Below are 18969 nucleotides of genomic sequence, written 5' to 3'. Positions count from 1 at the left end.
ACACACCCCTGGGGGGCTCCCACATGGCGGACACGCTGAACCGACTGCTGGACAAGATTCCGGACGCACTGGCTCAGAAGATTCCGGACGTGAACCTGGGCGCGCAGGACATCGACGTGACCGTGGCGCAAGGGACCTTCACGCGCGAGAACATCCTCCCGCCCCTCCTGGACCTGAAGGACTTCACCCTCTCGTTCGAAGCCGCGGGCGACGGCACCCTCCGCAACTTCAACTCGGTCGGGGACAAGGACGACAACGGCATCGTGGGGGATCCGCCGCAGACGTCCCCCAACGGCGCGGGCACGTCGCTCCAACCGCAGCTCCTGCTCGATGGAACGCGGGGATGGATGCGCTACCAGGTGTCCGCGCGCATCAAGTCCGGCGCGAACGCGAAGGTCTTCTTCGTCGCCGCCTCGGGCCAGGGCGAGTTCGCCGCGACGCTGTCTGACTACCGGGCCCACGGCCTGGACGAGCGCATGCCCGCCGCCGTGAAAGCGGACCTCTCCGCGCCTCGGCTCGCGGTGCAGCAGACCGACCTGAGCAAGCTGGGCGTGGGCGACGCGCTGGGCTGGCAGACGCGCGGCCAGCTCAAGACCTCCGTGACGGTCAATTGGGCGGACCTCTTCACGGCCAACCTGGCGGCGCTCACCTTCGTGAAGGGCGGCGAGTTGCTGGGCATCAAGCTCGCCTTGAGCGCCTCGGTGACGGCGTCCGTGTCCGTCACGGATGACTTCCAGGTGTCCTTCTCCCGCCCGCGCACGGGGCGCATCGAGGTCGCGGTGCGCAAGGCGAAGTCCCGCGAAACGGCGATGGGCGCCGGGCTGAGCCTGTCGCTGGAGTTCGCGGACAAGAACGCGGTGAAGGACAAGCTCGCGGACCTCGTCACGGCCATCGCCGGCAAGCCCATGGCGGAGGTGGACGCGCTGGTGGAGAAGGCCGCCAACCGCCAGCTCTCGGACCTGGAGAAGAAGGCGCTCGCGCTCATCCTGGACCGCCTCGGGTTGGATCCGCAGCTCGCCGACCTGACCACCGTGAAGGCGAAGTGGGAGGAGCTGAAGGCGACCCTCCAGTCCACCCTGGAGAAGGTCGCCCAGGCGCAGATCTCCGCGGGCTTCCGGTACGAATACCTGCGCATTCCCCAAGCGTCCACCCTGTTGCAAGTGGAACTGGATGACGCCGTGGCCATGCAGTTCCATGGCGGGCTCATCCGCGGCAACTTGGAGGACCTGCTCGGCTGGCTGCGGGATCCGGCCCATGCCCAGGCCTTCACCCTCAAGAGCTTCCTGCGCCAGACGAGCCTCGCGGTGCGCCACAACTATGGCTTCACGCTGGGGCTCGGGAGCGCCGAGGTGCTCACCTCACGCACCACGCGCGAGCTGAGCTGGGTGACGCAGGAGAACGTGCAGGGCGCTCGGCGCATGGCCTTCCAGGGACAGCGCGGCTACGAGGACACGCTGCTCGGCACCCGGGGCCAGTGGATGGTGGACCTCAAGGCGGAGATGACGCAGTTCTCCCCCTCCCCCGTGGCCTCGGACTTCTACTGCGGCCTGCACTTCATGCTGTCGGGCAGCAAGAAGAAGCTGTCGCGCGATGACCTCTCCGCCGCGATGGATGACGCGGTCGTCTGGGGCGCGCTGGACGAGAAGGACGTGCCGGGCATCCTGGACTCGCTGAAGGACGCGGTGAACACGGAGGCGTTGGAGACGCGGCTCGACCTGAAGGTCGACAACGACACCTTCCGCGCCATGCTCCCCGGGCTCCAGGGCTTCGACGTGGCGCTCTTCGCGCGGGTGCTCGCGCGCGCCATGCCGTGGAGCAGCAACACCGCCCGCGCTCGCGCGGACACCCGGCAGATTGTCTACGGCCCCATGTGGGACGCCTACCTGCGCGAGGTGCGGCAGAACGGCAGCGCCCGCGTGCAGGACCTCGCCCCCACCCGCGCCGCGCAGATCGCCGGCTGGGTCCTGAAGAACGACGCATCCGCGCATGCGGTGGGCCAGGACCTGATGGCCATCGAGTCCATCTTCCGTCCGCCCGGGGGCGCGTTCTCGTTCGCGGAGGTGACGGACAAGAACCCACGCACGTTGGGCAAGTGCCTCGACTTCGTGGAGGGCGTGACGCACCTGAACAACGCCTTCGCCCAGCGCTGGGGACCGGAGTCCTTCCAGACCGTGTTCGGCAAGCTCGAAGGCATGTGGAACACTGGGTTCCACCTGCGCGCCACCGGCGCCCTGCTGCTGGAGCTGGCGAAGGGCACGTCGCGCGGGCTGGCCAGCGTGGAGCGCACGTTCACCGTCAAGCGCGTGGAGAAGGATCAGCAGCTCGTCTTCACCACCGCGCGCGGCTCGGGCACCCCGTAGCGCTCACATCGCGCGAGACAACACGAGCATCGCGGTGGCGGACAGCGCTCCGGCCACCACGAACCGCCCCCACGCCCGGCGCGCCAGCACGGCGCCCGTGCTGGGGGCTTCGTCTCCCAGGATGACCAGCGCGGGACGACCATCCCGCCCGCGCAACTCGTAGCTTCCCTGGGTGCGGCCCGGACGCAGCTCGCCTTCCACGAGGCAGGCCTCGCCCGCCAGCCCCACGCGCTCCCAGGACAGCGCGTCCGCAGAGTCCCCGAGCCCCCCGAATGAGACGGAGGCGCTCCGGCACCGCCGCACCTCCAGCGGCGCCCGCAGCGTGGAGGGCGCGAAGCGCACGGTGGCGCGCGTGGTGGTGCCCCGGAGCGACAGCACGGGCACGTAGGCCCGCTCGCGGGACAGCAGCGGCCCTCGGCGTCCTCGCGGCGCCACCGCGTGCACGGCCGCGTCGTAGAACGCGCACGTCACGCCACCGGGGGACACCAGCGAGTCCGTGGCCTCCAGCACCCCGCCATAGACCGCGATGCCAGGCGGACGCCCCGCGCGCAGCTCGGCCACCGCCTCATCCAAGGACAGCGGAGCACACGAGCGCAGGGCCACGGCCCGCAGGCGCGCGCGCGAACCGCTCACCGCGAGCGCCCCGGCCAGCACCAACAGGCCGCTGGCCACGGCGCGCCACAGCGTATCGAACGGGTCCCCCTCCATCAGGGACTCATGCCGGAACTGCACGAGCACCAACAGCGAGCCGATCGCCAGCAGCGTCAGCCACAGGAGGTGCACGCGCAGCGCGAGCGAGGGCCCCGGCTCGCGCCTTCCAAACGTGATGGCCGCGACCACCCACGCGGCCAGCGCCGCCGCGTAGAAGGGCGCCAGCAGGATGCGCCACGACTCCATCCCGACCCCCGCCGAGCTGTTCCACGCACGCGTCCTGGGGGGCGCGTCGCGCGGGACAAGGGTTGGGCGTCGGGCGGCCTCGGGCAAGGCCACTCCCGGGGCAGGTGGCCGTCCTCCGTCCGACGATGGACGTCAGGCGGCCGCGGGCACGGCCTGGATGTCCAACTCGATGTCCACCTTCTCGCCCACCAGCCAGCCGCCGTTATCGAGCGTCTTGTTCCAGCGGATGCCGAAGTCCGAGCGGTTCAGCGTGGTGCGCGCCGTGTAGATGAGGCGCATGTTGCCCCACAGGTCCTTCTGAGCCGCCAGATGACGCGCCTCCAGGAGCACGGGCTTCGTCACGCCGCGCAGGGTCAGGTCCCCCAGGACGCGGAAGCCCGCGCCCACCACGGCCTCCTGCTGAACGCCCCGGAACGACAGCCGCGGGGACACCTCCACGTCCAGGAACTCGGGCGAGCGCAGGTGCGCGTCGCGCTCGGGTGAGCCCGTGTAGATGCTCGCCGTCGCCACCTCCACGTCCACCTCCCCCTGCGTGGGCTGCTGGGGATCGACCCGAAGGGTTCCGGTGACGCGCTCGAAGCGACCGTGCACCTTCGCGACCACCATGTGGCGCGCGATGAAGAGGACGGAGGAGTGGGCAGGATCAATGGTCCACGTGGAGAGAGGCATGGCGAGAGGGGGCTCGCGGTGAGGGGGACGAGGGGGGAAATCCAGTGCGAGCCCCTGCATTGCAGCAGAGGTGTCCGCGCCCGGAGAAGGCGCGCCGCGTGCGGCCCGACCCAGGGTGTAGCGCGACCACGCCAGTTCGCACGCCGCGTTCACGGCGGGGGCAGCCGCTCCCACTCCTACCTTCCTGGACGGACACGGCTCGGGTGCCCGCGGCGCTACTCGATGCCCGCGGCCACCTTGCGCGCGGGCCGAGCGCCCAGCACGCCCCGCACCTTGAGGTCATCGAAGGTGCACGCGAGGTTGCGGCAGCCGAGCGCCACCTTGCCCACGCGCCCTTGGAAGCCGGGCAGCACCTTGCTCGCGAACAGCTGGTTGTTGAGGAACGCCTCCACCTTCACGGCGTCGCTCTTCAGGCGCCGGAGCTGGAGTCGCACGAGGAAGGGCCCGTGCGTGGGCAGCGGCATCTCGTCCGCCACCATGTTGTCCAGGTCCTGCGCGCTGTTGCCGACAATCTCCTGCCCCGCGTCGGTGATGTAGCGCCAGGACAGCCGCATGCCCACCTCGGGGATGGCGAAGGCGGACACCTGGAGATCCTTGATGCGGAAGGCCAGCTCACCGAAGTGCTGCGCGTCCGGCTCCTCGGGATAGGCCGGCCCCAGCGGCTTCACGTCCATGAGCACCTCGGACGTGAAGTCGTCGCTCATGAAGTAGCGGTGGGCCACGTACGCGCGCGGCACCAGGCGATGCCCGTCCGTCTCCTTGCCGCCCTGGCGCGCCTGGAGCTGCCCATCCTGCATCTTCCACTCGCCGCTGTGGACGTTGAGCTCCTCTTCGCCCGCGTCGAAGCCCACCTCGAACCGCGTGGTGCCGCCCGGGCCCTCCACCACGTTGGCCGAGGCAAACACCTCGCCTTCCGTGTTGGGAGGCCAGGGCTGAGTGCCCGGCCGGACCTTCACGCCCTGGGTGCCGATGACGACCTTGTCATCCTGGCCCACGTGCAGGCTCACGGGCCCCACGGCCCACCGCACGGTGAGCCCCAGGAGCGCCAGCCCGCCCACCACGGACAGGCCCGCGCGCACGCGCCGCCAACCCAGCCGCAGCCGCCGCGTCAGCTCGCTGCGCGCCCGAGGCGTCCCCGACGGAAACGCCCGCGCGGAGTCCCCCAGCGCCAGCGCCGGCGCGGACGAACTGGAGACCATTACCTCCAACGCCGCGCACACCTCACCGGCGTTCGCGTAGCGGGCGGCGGGCTCCGTCTCCAGCAGGCGCTCCACCACGGCGTCCACGCGGGGATCCAACCCGGGGACGCGTGCCGAGGGCAGCTTGAAGCGGCCCAGCGGCAGCTCGCCGGTGAGCGCCTCGTAGAGCATGACCCCCAGGGAGAAGAGGTCCGCGCGCCCGTCCACGTTCTTCGCGTCGCGGCGCTGCTCGGGCGCCATGTAATTGAGCGTCCCCATGGCCACCGCGGTCGCGGTCAGCTGCAGGCGCGAGTCCGGCTGCCGGATGCCCGCCAACCCGAAGTCCGCGACCTTCACGTGGCCGCGCGCGTCCAGCAGGATGTTCTCCGGCTTGAGGTCGCGGTGGATGATGCCCTTGTCGTGCGCGCACTCGATGGCGCGCGACACCTGGAGCAGCAGCTTCAGCGTCTGCTGCGGCGTGAGGCCCTCGCCCGTGCTCATCGCCTCGCGCAGCGAGCGGCCCTCCACGTACTCCATGACGAAGTAGTAGTGCTCGCCCACCACGCCCCGGTCGATGATCTGCACGATGTGCGGGTGGCTCAGCGCCGCCAGCGCGGTGGCCTCCTTCTCGAAGCGGGTGACGAACTCCGGATCCTTGGCGAGCCGCGGCGGCAACAGCTTCACCGCCACCGTACGCCCGAGCGACTGCTGTCGCGCGCGCCACACCTCGCCCATCCCGCCCCGCCCCAGCACCTCTTGCAACTCGAAGCCCGGCAGCTCGGGCCGAGGCGCCGCCACGAACGTCTCCGCGCCCTCCTCCGCCCCGCTCGCCACCGGCGTCACGGCCGACGACGCGGACCCAGGCGCAGAGCCGCGCACCAGGGTGGCCGCACCGGCGCCCGCCGCGTCCTCCACGCCGGGCGTGGAGGGCAGCGCGACTCCCGAGGGCTCTCGGGACACGGGTGCCCAGGCCCCCCCCACGGGAGCAGTTCCACCCACCTCGTCCCCGCCCGGTCGACCCGCGCGCGCGGGTTCGCTCGCGTCCATGGCGGGAGAAACACCCGAGCCGGCGGAAAGTGACACCGACGCCTCGCTCGGCACCTGGGCGGGCCTCTGCGCCGGAGGCTCCGCGGGGTGCGGGACGAGGGTGGCCTGCCCCTCCTCCAGCCGCGCCGCGGGCCGGATGAGGGAGACGTCGTTGCGACGGACCTCGAAGCGGATGCCGCAACGGCAGGCCACCTTCTGGCCGCTCACGTACACCCGCGTGTCGTGCACCACGCCGCAGTTGGGGCAGGCCTGCCGCGTCGTGCTCATGCGCGACGCGAGGTGGAGGTGGTCAGCTCGGCGCCGTGGACGCGGTACGTCTGGACGCCCTTCTCCTTGCCCTTCACCTGTAGGACCGGCAGCGCCTCCACGTCGAAGCCCGGGCCCGCCTTGCGCACGGTCATCTCCGAGGCCAGCACCTCGCCGCTCTTGGCCAGTCCGCACAGGCGCGATGCGGTGTTCACGGTGTCGCCGATGGCGGTGAACTCGTGCCGCTCGGCGCTGCCCATGTAGCCGACAACCGCCTGACCCGTGTTGACGCCGATGCCCACCTCGATGGGGCGCTTGCCCGCCAGCACGCGCTGCCGGTTGAGCTCCGTCACGGCGTCCTGCATCTCCAGCGCGGCGCGCAGCGCTCGGCCCGGATCATCCGGGTGCGAGGACGGCGGGCCCCACACGGCCATCACGCAGTCCCCGATGAACTTGTCCAGGTTGCCCTCGTAGCGGAACACCACGTCCGCCATCGCCGTGAAGAAGGCGTTGAGCATGGACACCACCTCCTGCGGCGAATCGTTCTCCGCCAGGGTGGTGAACCCCCGGATGTCCGCGAACAGGCAGCTGACCTCCGCGAGCCGGCTCTGGCGCAGGTCCTCCGTCCCACCGTTGATCACCGCGTCCGCCACCGCCTTGGACAGGAAGCGCGACAGCTCGGCGCGCGTCACTGCCTCGGCGCGGATCTGCTCGGCCAGCGCCGCGTTCTCCAGCGCGATGCCGGCCTGAGCGGCGATGCCGGAGAGGATGGCCAGGTCCTTCTCGGAGAAGGCGTTGATCTGCTGCCGGCTGTCCAGGAACAGCACCGCCTGGAGCTTCTCGTTGACCATCAGCGGCACGGCCATGGCCGAGCGGATGCCCTGCGCGACGATGCTCTCCGCGGCGCTGAAGCGCTCGTCGATGATGGCGTCCGCCGTCAGCACGGCCTTGCGCGTCTCCACCACGCGCTTGAGCACCGTGTCGGACAGCATCACGTTGGCCTGCCGGCCCTGCCGGTGCTGCACCGCCACCGGGATGAACTGGCCGTCCGCCACCTTGAGGATGACGCCGTGGTCCGCGGCCAAAAGCTGGAAGGCCACCTTGAGGATCTGATCGAACAGGTCCTGCTGCCGCCCCTGGACCGTCACCTGCCGGTGGAACTCGTGCGCGATGCGCAGCTTCTCGTAGTCCCGGCGCAGCGCCTCCGTGTCCGTCACCTGCTCGGCCGGCCGGAAGTTCTGCGGCACCGCGTCCATCTGCGCCAGGAACGCCGGCACGGAGACCGAGTGGGCGACCACTGTCACGCCCGGCATGGTGGGCGCGGTGTTGCTGGCCGCCGGCGGCTCGCCGCTGTGGAAGACGAGCCGCGAGGCGCCCAGGGCAATCTCGTCCCCGTCCCGCAGCTTCAGCTCCAGCACCTTGCGGCCGTTGACGAAGGTCCCGTTCGAGGACCCCAGGTCCTTCAGGACGAAGTCCCGGCCCACGCGCTCGATGATGGCGTGTTCCTTGGAGACCTCGCGGTCCACCAGACGGAGCGTGTTGGAGGGGTGGCGGCCGAGCGACGTCTTCGGGCCGAGCGGAAACTCCCCAAGCGAGCCGTCCGCGAACCGCCCTGTCAGGTGCGGCCCACGCAGCTGCGACCCGGGCTTGGGTGGGAATGGAGCGGGTGCCTGGCTCACGCGCGGATCCTCAGAGCGCCGGACACTACCAGAGCCACCAAGCCAGGGGGAACGTCCGGATACGCCTCCTGTACGGCCGGTCAGCGTCCGGGCCCCCTTTTCCTGGGGCTCGCCCTTCTAACCACGCCCCCGCGCTGCTAAGGGGGCTGGCGTGCGAATCAAGCAAAAGCCCGAGGACTTCTCGGTGAAGGAGTCCTACCGCTTCGACGAGGTCCCCACCGGGAAGCACCGGGTGTACCTCATGGACAAGCAGAAGCTGTCCACCTTCGACGCGGTCGGACGTATCCGTGACGCCTTCGGCCTGAAGCCCGGCGCCATCAGTTATTGCGGCCTCAAGGACAAGCAGGGTCGGACCGAGCAGCTCATCGCGGTGGACGGCTCCGACGTGGACATGCAGGACCCCGACCTGCGCCTGAAGTACCTGGGCCGGACGGACCGCGCCCTCTCCGCGGCCAACATCACCTCCAACCGTTTCTCCGTCACCGTACGCGCCCTGGGCCCGGAGTCCCTCGGCCCCCTCAACATGGCCGCCGCCGAGGTCAACCGCCTCGGGGTCATCAACTACTTCGACAGCCAGCGCTTCGGCTCGCTCAAGCACGGCCAGGGCTTCATCGCCAAGGACCTCATCCGGGGCGACTTCGAGGCCGCGCTGCACAACTTCTTCGCCAAGCCCTCGGAGTTGGATCGCACCGAGGACGCCAAGGTGAAGGCCTTCTGGCGCGACAACTGGGGCCGCTGGGACGCCCGCGTCCCCTTCGAGGGCTCGCGCAAGTACCACCGCGTCCTGCGCTCCTTGCGCGACTACCCCAATGACTGGGTGCGCGCCTTCATGCAGATCGACTCGGACTACCGAGCGATGATGCTCTTCGAGTACCAGAGCTACCTCTGGAACGAGGGCGTGCGGCGCTACCTCCAGCTGCTCATGCCGCGCGAGCACCTCTTCCCCATGCGCTACCAGGCCGGCACGCTCCTGCACCACCGCGACGCCAGCCCGGAGGTGCTCCGCACCCTGCGCGACGCCACCTTCCCCCTGCTCGGCCCCAACACCACCTTCTCCAATCCGCAGATCGAGGAGGCGGTGAAGTGGGTGCTGGGTCGCGAGAAGCTCGCGCTCAAGGACCTGAGCATCGAGGAGACCCCTCGGATGCTTTACTTCAAGTCCGAGGAGCGCCCGCTCCTGATGTTCCCGCACAAGCTCGTCGTGGGCCGCACGCAGAACGACGAGGTGAACCGCGGCGACATCAAGGTCAACGTCGCCTTCACCCTGCCGCCGGGCGCCTACGCCACCCTCGTGGTCAAGCGCCTCTTCCACTTCGAGTACGCCGAGGACTCGGCGGAAACCATCCGCGCCACCCAGCGTCCGCTGCGCGCCGAGCTGGAGGCCGCGGCCCCGCCCCGGAGCGCCAGCGCTCGCGCCGCCAGCGGCCCCCGCGCCCCGGGAGCCAAGGCCCCCGTGTCGGACGCAGGGCCCTCGCGCCACCGCGCGCTCGCCAGCAAGGCCCCGCCATCCGGCCGCCCTGCCCGTCCCAGCAGCGCGCCCGCCTGGAGCGCCCGCCGGTCGAAGGCCGAGCCCCACGCCGAGGCGCCGACCCGAGAGGACGCCCGCGCGCCCACGGCCCGGCCGCGCCGCGCCGCGCCCGAGCCGGAGGTCATCGCCCCCCCGCCTCCCGAGCCCGCTGTTCCGCTCGGATTCCGGGAGAAGCAGCGCCAGCGCAAGCTCGTCAAGGCACAGGCACGCGCGGAAAAGGCCGCCAAAGCCCTGAAATCACGAAAGAAAAAGTGATTGTGACGCGGTTTGCAATGGGTGGGCGGATTTCCCGTAGACGAGGGCGTGAACTCACTCGCCCTCGACTCGCTGCCCCTGGCCATCGGAATGTTGATGGCTGAGGAAGCCGCCCCCCTCCCCTGGACGGCGGACGTGCAGGCCGCCCGCCGGGGAGACCCCTCCGCCTTCGCGGCACTCGTGCGCAGCGTCCAGCGGCCGGTGTACGGCCTGGCGCTGCGCCTGCTCCAGAGCGAGGCGGAGGCCGCCGAGGTGGCGCAGGAGGCCCTGCTCCGCGCCTACCAGAACCTCCACCGGTATGACGACTCGCGTCCGTTCGACCTGTGGGTGCTCGCCATCACCCGGAACCTCTGCCTGGACCTGCTCCGCCGCCGCACCAAGGTGCGCACCGAGGAGCTGGAGCCCATGAAGGAGGTCCTCGCCAGCGGCGAGGCGTCGCAGGAGGAAGGGGCCATCGCCCGCGAGGAGCGCCAGTCGCTCGAGGCCGCGATGAACACCCTCTCCGTGGACGACCGCGAAGTGCTGGCGCTCTACTACGTCCAGAAGCGCACGACGAAGGAGATCGCCCAGCTCCTCGGCTGCGCGCCGGGCACCATCATGGCCAGGCTGTTCCGCGCCCGCGAGAAGCTCCGCAAGAAGATGTCCCCCTCTGAGGAGGAGTCCGCATGAGCCCGCATCCCTGCCCGGACCTGGAGCAGCTCTTCACGGAGCTGGAGGCCGGCGAGGGTCCCGCGCTGGACCACGCCGCCGAGTGCGACGCCTGCGCCGGAGTCCTCGAGGAGCACCGCCTGTTGGAGCAGGACCTGTACCGGCTGGCGGATCCGCTCCCGCCGCCCACGCTGGTCGCCTCCGTCATGGCCCGGGTCGCCGAAGAGCCCGTGCCGCGGCAGCGCGAGGTCTGGTCCGGCCTCATCATCCTCGTCACGTCGATTTCCATGGGACTGGGGTACCTGATCAGCAACGACAGGGCCCTGGGCCGGCTGGGCACCACCGCGGCCTCCACGGTGGTGAACGGACGGGTGTTCTTCGAAGGACTCCTTAGCGGCGCCCATGCGCTGTGGAGCACGGTGGGCGTGAGCATCGCGGGCATCCTGGCCCTCTTGCTGCTCACCTCGCTGTTCGGACTCAAGCGGCTCGTCGGCGGTTCCCCCTCCCTCACCGAAGCCTGAGCGCCTCATGAGAATCCCCTCGCGACTCGTCGTCTCCGCCCTCCTGCTCGGTGCCCCCCTCGCCCTCGGCGCCGAGTCCCCCACTCCGGCCCCCGCGGTCGCCGCCGCCGCGCCCACCATCGACGTGAGCTATCGCGGCACGCTGCGTGATGCGCTCAAGGCCATCGCCGAGAAGGGCGGCATCAACATCGTCGTCACCGGCGCGCTGGACACGCCCGCCGAGGTGCGACTGCGCGGCGTCACCGCCGAGCAGGCCCTGCGCACGGTGGCCCGCGCCTACTCGCTGCGCATCGACGCGGACGGCTCCATCTACACGCTGCGGCCCATGACGGCGCAGGAGCAGTCCGCGGGCAGCGCGCCGGAGGACGCCGCGCCGGTGGCCCCGCCCGCGCCGCCGGCTCCGCCCAAGCCGGCCGCCGTCGCCGCGCAGGGGGGCGCGAAGTCCGACGACGCCGCGCCGGAGAACGAGGACCTCGAGGACATCCGCCAGCAGGTCCGCGAGGCGGTGCGCGAGAAGCTCCAGCAGGCCCAGAACGAGGTGCGCGGGGGTCGCCGAGGCTCCAAGAACGTGGTCGCGCGCGGCCAGTCCCTGGAGGTCAAGGAGGGCGAGACGGTGGAGAGCGCCGTCGTCTACGGCGGCAACCTGCTCGTGAACGGCCACGTGGAGGATGACGCGGTGGCCTTCGGCGGAACGCTGGAGATTCGCGGCCACGTGGAAGGTGACGCGCACGCCTTCGGAGGCAACGTCATCCTCGGGCCCGACGCCGTGGTGGAGGGCGACGTCTCGGCCTTCGGCGGCACCGTGCAGAAGTCCGAGGGCGCCAAGGTGGACGGCAGCACCGAGTCCTTCGGCGGCGCGGGCATCGGCCGCGTCGTCGCCGGCGAGCTCAAGGAGGGCCTGCGCGAGCTTCGCAACGGCCGCCACCTGAAGAGCCGGGACATGGGCAAGCACTCGGACTCGGACGACTCCAGCAGCGACGCTGACGAGGACGACGACAACGGCCGCTCCAATGGGTTCGCGAGCTTCATCCTCCAGTTCGCGGTCCTCTTCGGCCTGGGCTTCCTGGGGCAGCTCTTCTTCCCCACGCGGATGAAGGAGCTGGGCGAGGAGATCCGCACCCGCCCGCTACAGAGTGGAATGGCGGGCTTCCTCGGGGCGATCGCGCTCGTGCCGCTGACGCTGGTGCTCATCATCACGCTCATCGGCATCCCGGTGGCCGTGCTCCTCTGGATCGTAGCGCCACTCGCGGCGGCCCTCGGCTACGCGGCGGTGGCGAGCGAAGTGGGCACGCGGTTGCCGGTGATGCGCGGTCGCAAGACGCAGGCGGTGGTGCTGGCGCTCGGCCTGTCGATCCTCCTCGCGCTCGGCCACGTCCCGGTGCTCGGTTGGCTCGCCAACATCGCCGCCATCCTCGCCGCGTTCGGCGCCGTCATCCGCACCCGGTTCGGTCAGCGGCTGCGCGGAATCCCCGAGCCCATCTTCCGCGACGAGAACACCGTCCAGCCCGGTTAGCTCAACGCGTCAAGCAGCACCCTTCGGGGATCGCCACGGAGCCGCACCGGCCCGTCGCGGTCCCCGAAATCGTTTGGGGCCCGAGCGAGGCAGCACACCGCGCCGCGCCATGGCGGTGCGTACAAGAGAACGTCGCGCGCTCCATCACACGCACTGTCGACTGCCCCGCGTGGGGGTGTGTGCGTGGGTCGCGACAGGCTTTGACCACCCGGTCCGGGTGCGCCATTTTGCGCCCACCCATGCGACGCCTCCCCGATGTACCTCCGCGCGGCAGGGCCATCACCGTGGACCTCGAGGGCGAGAGCATTCCCGCCATCGAAGGTGAACCGGTGGCGTGCTCGCTCATCGCCGCGGGCGAGTCCGTGCTTGCCCGCTCCGTGAAGTACCACCGACCTCGCGGCCCGTATTGCTTCGCCGCGGCCTGCTCGCACTGCCTCATGCGAGTGGATGGCCAGCCCAACGTCTACACGTGCCGCACGCCCGCGCAGGCGGGCATGAAGCTGGAGCGGCAGAACGCCTACCCCTCCGCGAAGGTGGATGTGTTCGAAACCATCGACTGGTTCTTCCCCAAAGGGCTGGACCATCACGAGATGTTCGCGGGCGTGCCGGTGGCCGAGACGGTGATGGCCAAGGTGGCCCGTCAGCTGGCGGGCCTCGGCCTGTTGCCGCGCGAGGCGGCGGATCCGCTTCCCCCCGCCCAGACGCTGCGCACCCACGTGGCCGTGGTGGGCGCGGGCGCCGCGGGCCTGGAGGCCGCGCGCGTGCTGTCCACCCGCGGCATCCCCTTCCGGCTCCTGGAGCGCGATGACGTGCTCGGAGGCCGTCTGGCGCATGGCGCTCCCGAGCAGGACGCGCCGCACGTGCCCGAGCCCACCGCGTTCCCCGCGGGCAGCGTGATGACGCGCGCGACGGCGCTGGGCCTCTATGACGACGAGCACGGGCGCTATCTCGCCGTGGTGACGCGCGGCGAGGAAGGACCGCGCCTCATCAAGCTCTACGCCGAGCGCTTCCTGCTCGCGGTGGGTGGCCATCCGCCCATCCACCCGTTCGAGAACAATGACCTGCCCGGCGTCTACGCGGGCCGCGCGGCGAGCCTGCTCTTGCGGCGCTACGCGGTGGCGCCCGAGGTCGCGACGCTGGTGGGCTGGGGTCCGGAGCTGCACGCGCTGGCCCGCCTGCTGGACGAGCGCGGCGTGAAGGTGGCCGCGGTGGTGGACCTGCGCGGACCGCTGCCCCCGGATGCGCACCCGACGGCGTGCATGGGCGCGGAGCCCAAGGCCCACGGCCTCCGCGCGGTGAGCGCCCTGAGCTTCGAGGCACAGGGCAGCGGGCGTCGCAAGGTGGAGTGCGACGCGGTGCTCGTGTCCGTTCCGGTGTCGCCCGGCTTCGAGTTGGCGCGCCAGGGCGGCGCGAAGGTGACGTTCGACGCGAAGGCGGGAGCGTTCCAGGTGGAGGCGGACGCGGACGGGCGCACCGAGGTGCCAGACGTGTTCGTCGCCGGAGACATCACCGGGGCTGGGACGGCGAAGGCCGCGGCGGCCGCCGGACACCGCGCGGCCGAGGCGCTCGCCGGAGGGCTGTCATGAGCAAGGCGTTGGTCTGCTCCTGTGAGGACGTGACGGTCAGCGATGTGAAGCACGCGGTGTCGCGCGGCTTCTGCGACGTGGAATCCGTCAAGCGCTACACCGGCTTCGGCACCGGCATCTGCCAGGGCAAGAACTGCCTGTCGGCGGTGGCCGCGCTGCTGGAGCGCGAGAAGGCGCTCAAGCCGGAGGCGGTGGTGCCGTTCACCCCGCGCCCGCCGCTCTACCCCACCGAGCTGCGCGTGCTCGCCAGCGCCCCGGTGGACGAGTCCCAGCCGCCCGTGGGCGGCGTGCCGCAGGAGCTGGAGCACTTCGCCTCCGCGCTGCGGCCCGAGGGCTCCGTGCCCGCCAAGGCCAAGGTGGTCATCATCGGCGGCGGCATCATGGGCCTGTCGCTCGCGTACAACCTCGCGCTGCGCGGCGAGACGGACGTGGTGGTGCTGGAGCGCGGCTATCTGTGCGCCGGTGCGTCCGGCCGCAACGGCGGCGGCGTGCGCATGCAGTGGGGCACGCCCGCGCTGATCGAACTGGCCAAGCGCTCCATCGACCTCATGAAGGACTTCGCGCGCGACCTGGGCGTCAACGTCTGGTTGCGCCAGGGCGGCTACATCTTCCTCGCCAAGCGCAAGGACGTGGCCGAGCGCCTGGAGCGCAACGCCGTGCTGCACAACAAGTACGGCGTGCCCACGCGCATCATCACCCCGGACGCGGCGCGCGACATCGTCCCTGGCCTCACCATGAAGGACTGCCTGACGGCGGCCTACAATCCCGAGGACGGCGTCATCTTCCCGTGGGCCTTCCTCTGGGGCTACGCGCAGGGCTGTCAGAAGCGCGGCATCAAGGTCGAGACCTATACCCAGGTCACCGGCTTCGAGACGAGCAACGGGCAGGTGCGCAAGGTGAAGACGGATCGCGGCGACATCGCCTGCGACACCGTGGTGCTCGCCTCCGGCGCGTGGAGCCCCGAGGTGGCCAGGCTCGTGGGCGTGCAGCTCCCCAACGAGCCGCACCGCCATGAAATCCTCAGCACCGAGCCGCTCAAGCCCTTCCTCGCGCCGCTCGTGTCCGTGCTCGACACGGGCCTGTACTTCAGCCAGTCCATGCGCGGCGAAATCGTGGGCGGCATGGGGGATCCGCTGGAGCCCGCGGGCCTCAACATGGGCAGCACGCTGCGCTTCGTGAAGCGCTTCGCCGAGGCGCTCATCGAGCAGATGCCCCAGGTGGGCTCGGTCAAGGTGCTGCGCCAGTGGGCCGGCTGCTACGACGTCACGCCCGACAACAACCCGGTGCTCGGCCGCACCCCGGGCCTGGACAACCTGCTCCAGATGTCCGGCTTCGTCGGCCACGGCTTCATGATGGCGCCCGCCGTCGCCGAGCGCATGGCCCAGTGGATGACCACCCACGAGTCCGACGAGCTGTTCACCCGCTTCAACCTTCGCCGCTTCGCCGAGGGCAAGCTGGAGCGAGAGGACATGATCATCGGCTGAGCCCCTCCCCTCGCGCGGAACCCTCAGAAACCATCTATTCAATCTAGACTGGTTTCGCGAGGATGGCGGATGCGCAGTTCCGCGCGAGGAGGATGGAATGGACACGAGGAGCGTCGTTGGAGCGCTGTTGCTGGCAGGGCTGACCGGCTGCGGTTCCATGGGGCCACCGGACGTGCCGAACGCGGAGGCCCCGGAGCCGCTCCAGTCCGTGGAGTCCAACGTCATCGTGGGCTCGGTGAACTGGAGCAGCGCCACGACGCTGACGGGCACGCAGCGCACGCGTTCGCAGGCCGTGGGCTATCTGTCCATCCCCGCCAACGGCACGCGCTGCACGGCGTGGCTCGTGTCCGCGGACACGATCATCACCAACAACCACTGCATCGGCTCGGCGACCGAGGCCGTGGGCGCCAAGGTGTCCTTCAACTACGAGGACGCGGTCGCCTCGGCGGACCGCATCTGGTACCCGTGCGACACGTTCGTGAAGACGTGGTCCGCGGATGACATGACCGCGGTGAAGTGCGCCGCCGTCAATGGCAGCCTCCCGGGCGCCGTGTACGGCTGGCTGACGGTTGCGACGACCAACGCGGCCACCAACGCCAGCGTCTACGTCATCCACCAGAACTGCGACTATTACACGACGAGCGGCTGCTCCCCGACGAAGAAGTACTCGCCGGGCAAGGTGCTCAACGGCAGCTACAGCACCACCGACATCTCCTACGACGCGGACACCCTGGGCGGCTCGTCTGGCTCGCCGGTGTTCTCGTCCACCAGCAACGAAGTGGTCGCGCTGCATCACATCGGGCTGGGCGGCAATTCGTCGGGCCGCGGCACGGGCAACACCGGCGTGAAGGCCACGCGGGTGCGCGCGCGCCTGGCGGAGATCGGCCTCTAGGTCGCGCTCACGCGGGCTCCGGGCGGCTGGCCAGCAGGACTGGCGGCCCGGGGCCTGTCGTCCGCGTCGGAGGCGCCAGCAGCAGCCGCGAGCGCACGCCTCGCAAGGCCAGTCGGCCTACGCCGCGCTGAAGCCACCGCGGTAGTCGAGGCACCACCCGCATCACCCAGCGGTGCCCCGCGCCTGGATAGACGAGGGCCGCGCCCCGCTCGAAGCCCGCGAGCGCCTCACGCGCGCCGCGCCGCGCGGAGAGATGGAAGAGCGGCGTGCACTCGTCGGGAAGGGGCGGCTCCCAATCCAGCGGCCCGGGCGACACCTGGGTGACGGTGACGCCCGTCCCCTCCAACTCCAGCCGAAGCGACTCGGTGAAGCCATCCACGAAGCGCTGTGTGCCCGCGAAGACGGAGGCACCCGGCAGCAGCAGGCGGCTTGCGCCCGAGCCGACGTTGAGGATGCCGCCGCGTCCGCGCGCGACCATGCCCGGCACCAGCCGATGCGCGATGAGCGCCGGCACCACGATGTTCGAGCGCAGCGTCTGGCGCAGCCGCTCCCACTGCTCCTGCGCGAACAGTCCGGGCGCGCCCACGTCCGCGATGTTGATCAACACGTCCACGCGGACAATGCGCTGCTCCAGGTAACCCAGCAGCGCATCCACGTCCGCCGCATCGCAGAAGTTGCACGTGCGCAGCAACACACCGAGCGTGGGATTGGCGGCTCGCAGCTCGGCGCGCAGCGGCTCCAACCGCGCGACCTGCGACGACACCAGCACCAGCGTGCGAACGCGTCGGGCCAGCAGCCGGGCGAGCTCCGGCCCCAGGCCGTCGGCGGCGCCGACAATGAGCACGGTACTGTTGTCGATGGGGGGACGCATGAGGCGCTGTCTCGACCACAAACCTGCCCATGCCGCGCGCGCGCCGCGCCCCACAACCACGGCCCTTGGATGCCCGGGCGCTCTCCGGGCACGCGGGCCAGCGGACGACGCCGCGCGCCCCTTGCCTGGAGGCCTGTCATGACCGCGCCCTCTCACATCCTCGTGCCCGTGGACCTGACGGAGGGGTCGGCGGCGGTGGTGGACTACGCCCTCCAGATTGCCCGCCCCTTCGGCGCCTCGGTGGACATCGTCCACGCGTGGGAGCCGCCACAGTACGTGGCGCCGGATCTCCTGGTCGCGTCACCGGGCTGGAGCTCGCAGACCCTGGAGACGGTGGCCGTGGACACGGCGAAGCAGGACCTCGACACGCTCGTGAAGGACCTCGAGCACCCCGAGGTCTCCGTCCAGCATCGCGTGCTGGTGGGCGAGCCCGGCGCGACCATCCTGGATGAAATCGAGCGAGGAAAGTTCGACCTCGTCGTGATGGGCACGCATGGGCGGCGCGGCCTGTCGCGCTTGCTGTTGGGCAGCGTGGCGCAGAAGGTCGTCTCGCGCGCCGCCAGCCCCGTACTGACCCTGCACCTGCAACCCACGAAGTAGCCCGTGCTCAGGGCCCAGGTGCGAGCACGGCGCGCGCGGCCCGCCGAGCCGCCAGCACGGTGGGCACGGCCAGCACGAGCATGGCCGCCACGAGGAACCCCGCCCCCAACAGCTCGCTCGCGTCCGCCCCCGGTACGCCCAGCCACATCGACATGGCCGCCGAGGCCACCACGCCCGCGAGCACGCTGGACGCCCGGTTCACCGGCACGGAGAAGGAGTTCTCGCGGCCATCCAACAGGATGAGCCCACCGAAGATGCCCGTCCCTTGCGACAGCACGCCCACCGCCACCTCCGCCAGCATGTGCCCGCGCGCGAAGAACTCGGTGAAGCCGTCACGAATGTCCCCGAGGACGCCGTCACCGCCCACGAGCGCCAACGTAATCAACACGAACACCAGGGCGGGAGTCGCCACCATCTGCTCCTCCACGAAGTAGCGCCGCGCGACCGCGGGGTCGCCGGACTTCGCCAGGTGGCTCATGGCGAACAAGCGCACGAAGTACGCGAGCAGGTACACCGTGACATCCACCACGGCCACGACCGTGAGCTCCAGGCTCACACCGGGCCCCGTCGCCGCCCCGAGCGCGCCCAGGCTGAGCGCCAGCGCCACCCACGAAGGCCACCGGACCTTGCGGCCAATCCACAGGTCCACCAGCGGCGCGAGCGCCAGCACTCCGCCGCGCATCAGCAACATCATGAAGACGATGGACGCGCCCGGCAGCGTGTACGCAAGCGTCGTCGTCCCGATGATGGCCGCCGAGCACAGGCCCGAGATGAACGTCCACCGCCCAGGCATGGGGACGCTCCGGCCGAGCACCTCGCGATGGCTGGCGTCCTTCCACCAGCCCTTCCACGTGATGAAGATGAACATCCCCACCAGGGACGCGGACGCGCTCGCCGGCAGCAGCGAGAAGCCGGAGATGCCGTGTGACATCCCGTTCAACATCCCGCTCGACAGCATCTTCGTCAGCGCGCTGTAGGGCGCGTAGGCCGCGAAG

The 18969-nt window shown here is 70.7% G+C and carries 15 protein-coding genes; 9 read left to right on the top strand and 6 right to left on the bottom strand.

Annotated elements, in window-relative coordinates; genetic code table 11:
- The first annotated feature begins 23 nt into the window (after positions 1–23).
- Positions 24–2360: a hypothetical protein gene (locus KRR26_RS03420; protein WP_217079108.1), complete on the top strand. Its 2337-nt coding sequence runs from the start codon at positions 24–26 to the stop codon at positions 2358–2360.
- 3 nt (positions 2361–2363) lie between these two features.
- On the opposite strand, the gene KRR26_RS03415 is transcribed toward KRR26_RS03420, so the two are convergent.
- The 4 genes from KRR26_RS03415 to KRR26_RS03400 all read right to left on the bottom strand — a co-directional run bounded on the left by KRR26_RS03415 (position 2364) and on the right by KRR26_RS03400 (position 8076).
- Positions 2364–3257 (bottom strand): hypothetical protein, encoded by an 894-nt coding sequence (locus KRR26_RS03415; RefSeq protein ID WP_217079107.1) that lies wholly within the window; start codon positions 3255–3257, stop codon positions 2364–2366.
- 132 nt (positions 3258–3389) lie between these two features.
- Positions 3390–3926, bottom strand: a complete 537-nt coding sequence (locus KRR26_RS03410; protein ID WP_120203953.1) for a YceI family protein — start codon at positions 3924–3926, stop codon at positions 3390–3392.
- Positions 3927–4141: 215 nt separating this feature from the next.
- Complete coding sequence (locus KRR26_RS03405; protein ID WP_217079106.1) at positions 4142–6418, bottom strand: serine/threonine-protein kinase; 2277 nt, start codon at positions 6416–6418, stop codon at positions 4142–4144.
- Entirely contained in the window at positions 6415–8076 is a 1662-nt protein-coding gene (locus tag KRR26_RS03400) for an adenylate/guanylate cyclase domain-containing protein (protein WP_217079105.1), read from the bottom strand. Before KRR26_RS03400 ends, KRR26_RS03405 begins: the two co-directional genes overlap by 4 nt.
- A 151-nt stretch (positions 8077–8227) precedes the next feature.
- Here KRR26_RS03400 and truD point away from each other — a divergent pair, with 151 nt between their 5' ends.
- The 7 genes from truD to KRR26_RS03365 all read left to right on the top strand — a co-directional run bounded on the left by truD (position 8228) and on the right by KRR26_RS03365 (position 16503).
- Entirely contained in the window at positions 8228–9859 is a 1632-nt protein-coding gene (truD, locus tag KRR26_RS03395; RefSeq protein WP_217079104.1) for a tRNA pseudouridine(13) synthase TruD, read from the top strand.
- Positions 9860–9955: 96 nt separating this feature from the next.
- A complete protein-coding gene (locus tag KRR26_RS03390; protein ID WP_407931708.1) occupies positions 9956–10528 on the top strand; it encodes an RNA polymerase sigma factor in 573 nt (190 codons plus the stop codon).
- On the top strand, positions 10525–11028 hold the full coding sequence (locus KRR26_RS03385) for an anti-sigma factor (protein ID WP_120203945.1): 504 nt from the start codon (positions 10525–10527) through the stop codon (positions 11026–11028). The genes KRR26_RS03390 and KRR26_RS03385 overlap by 4 nt, the downstream gene beginning before the upstream one ends.
- A 7-nt stretch (positions 11029–11035) precedes the next feature.
- Positions 11036–12541, top strand: a complete 1506-nt coding sequence (locus KRR26_RS03380) for a bactofilin family protein (RefSeq protein WP_217079103.1) — start codon at positions 11036–11038, stop codon at positions 12539–12541.
- Between the two features lie 239 nt (positions 12542–12780).
- Positions 12781–14127, top strand: coding sequence for a 2Fe-2S iron-sulfur cluster-binding protein (locus tag KRR26_RS03375; protein ID WP_217079102.1), 1347 nt, complete (start codon positions 12781–12783; stop codon positions 14125–14127).
- Positions 14124–15611 (top strand): FAD-dependent oxidoreductase, encoded by a 1488-nt coding sequence (locus KRR26_RS03370; RefSeq protein WP_120203939.1) that lies wholly within the window; start codon positions 14124–14126, stop codon positions 15609–15611. The genes KRR26_RS03375 and KRR26_RS03370 overlap by 4 nt, the downstream gene beginning before the upstream one ends.
- Before the next feature lie 97 nt (positions 15612–15708).
- Positions 15709–16503, top strand: a complete 795-nt coding sequence (locus KRR26_RS03365) for a trypsin-like serine peptidase (RefSeq protein ID WP_217079101.1) — start codon at positions 15709–15711, stop codon at positions 16501–16503.
- A gap of 7 nt (positions 16504–16510) precedes the next feature.
- On the opposite strand, the gene KRR26_RS03360 is transcribed toward KRR26_RS03365, so the two are convergent.
- The gene (locus tag KRR26_RS03360) at positions 16511–17374 is read right to left on the bottom strand and encodes an SDR family NAD(P)-dependent oxidoreductase (RefSeq protein ID WP_217079100.1); all 864 of its coding nucleotides are present in this window, start codon (positions 17372–17374) and stop codon (positions 16511–16513) included.
- Between the two features lie 138 nt (positions 17375–17512).
- Between KRR26_RS03360 and KRR26_RS03355 the strand changes: the two genes are divergently transcribed.
- The gene (locus KRR26_RS03355) at positions 17513–17974 is read left to right on the top strand and encodes a universal stress protein (protein WP_120203934.1); all 462 of its coding nucleotides are present in this window, start codon (positions 17513–17515) and stop codon (positions 17972–17974) included.
- A 7-nt stretch (positions 17975–17981) separates the two neighbouring features.
- Here the strand turns inward: KRR26_RS03355 and KRR26_RS03350 are convergent, their stop codons facing one another.
- Complete coding sequence (locus tag KRR26_RS03350; protein WP_236068256.1) at positions 17982–18842, bottom strand: hypothetical protein; 861 nt, start codon at positions 18840–18842, stop codon at positions 17982–17984.
- Positions 18843–18969: the final 127 nt, after the last annotated feature.

It is taken from the genome of Citreicoccus inhibens, from assembly GCF_019039035.1.
Taxonomy (GTDB): domain Bacteria; phylum Myxococcota; class Myxococcia; order Myxococcales; family Myxococcaceae; genus Citreicoccus; species Citreicoccus inhibens.
This window is presented reverse-complemented; position numbering and strand designations above follow the sequence as displayed.

Coding starts and splice junctions, on each gene's coding strand:
- KRR26_RS03405 (WP_217079106.1), bottom strand. CDS start 6,418: ATGAGCACGACGCGGCAGGCCTGCCCCAACTGCGGCGTGGTGCACGAC.
- KRR26_RS03410 (WP_120203953.1), bottom strand. CDS start 3,926: ATGCCTCTCTCCACGTGGACCATTGATCCTGCCCACTCCTCCGTCCTC.
- KRR26_RS03420 (WP_217079108.1), top strand. CDS start 24: ATGGCGGACACGCTGAACCGACTGCTGGACAAGATTCCGGACGCACTG.
- KRR26_RS03415 (WP_217079107.1), bottom strand. CDS start 3,257: ATGGAGTCGTGGCGCATCCTGCTGGCGCCCTTCTACGCGGCGGCGCTG.
- KRR26_RS03350 (WP_236068256.1), bottom strand. CDS start 18,842: ATGTTCATCTTCATCACGTGGAAGGGCTGGTGGAAGGACGCCAGCCAT.
- KRR26_RS03370 (WP_120203939.1), top strand. CDS start 14,124: ATGAGCAAGGCGTTGGTCTGCTCCTGTGAGGACGTGACGGTCAGCGAT.
- KRR26_RS03380 (WP_217079103.1), top strand. CDS start 11,036: ATGAGAATCCCCTCGCGACTCGTCGTCTCCGCCCTCCTGCTCGGTGCC.
- KRR26_RS03355 (WP_120203934.1), top strand. CDS start 17,513: ATGACCGCGCCCTCTCACATCCTCGTGCCCGTGGACCTGACGGAGGGG.
- KRR26_RS03365 (WP_217079101.1), top strand. CDS start 15,709: ATGGACACGAGGAGCGTCGTTGGAGCGCTGTTGCTGGCAGGGCTGACC.
- KRR26_RS03375 (WP_217079102.1), top strand. CDS start 12,781: ATGCGACGCCTCCCCGATGTACCTCCGCGCGGCAGGGCCATCACCGTG.
- KRR26_RS03390 (WP_407931708.1), top strand. CDS start 9,956: ATGGCTGAGGAAGCCGCCCCCCTCCCCTGGACGGCGGACGTGCAGGCC.
- KRR26_RS03360 (WP_217079100.1), bottom strand. CDS start 17,374: ATGCGTCCCCCCATCGACAACAGTACCGTGCTCATTGTCGGCGCCGCC.
- KRR26_RS03385 (WP_120203945.1), top strand. CDS start 10,525: ATGAGCCCGCATCCCTGCCCGGACCTGGAGCAGCTCTTCACGGAGCTG.